We start from the raw sequence: 296 nt of genomic DNA, 5'->3' as shown, positions 1-296 counted from the left end.
CCTTCAGCATGGCCGCCAGGGCCGGCAGGGCCAGCCCCGCCCGCTCGCGCGCCTGGCGCAACGCGGTCTGGGGCAACAGGTTCGGCGCGGTCGCCGCCTCGGCGGCGTGGGCCACGTCACTCATTGAAAGCTCCCCGCTCCAAGGCCCCGGCCTCGCGCGATTCGGGGAAACGGCGGCGCAGCTGGGTGCCCAGCTGGGCGGCCGCTTCCCGGTTTTGCAAACGGTTTTCGATCTTGATGCCCAGCCACAGCGATTCGGCGTTGGCCAGCTCGGAATTGTTCAGGCGGCGCAGGTA

1 pseudogene is annotated in these 296 nt (G+C 70.6%); it reads right to left on the bottom strand.

Annotation, left to right across the window (positions count from 1 at the left end):
* Nucleotides 1–116 precede the first annotated feature (116 nt).
* Nucleotides 117–296: pseudogene (locus HA630_RS02300) on the bottom strand (type IV pilus biogenesis/stability protein PilW); the annotation flags it as partial.

It is taken from the genome of Aquabacterium sp. A08, from assembly GCF_011742065.1.
This window is presented reverse-complemented; position numbering and strand designations above follow the sequence as displayed.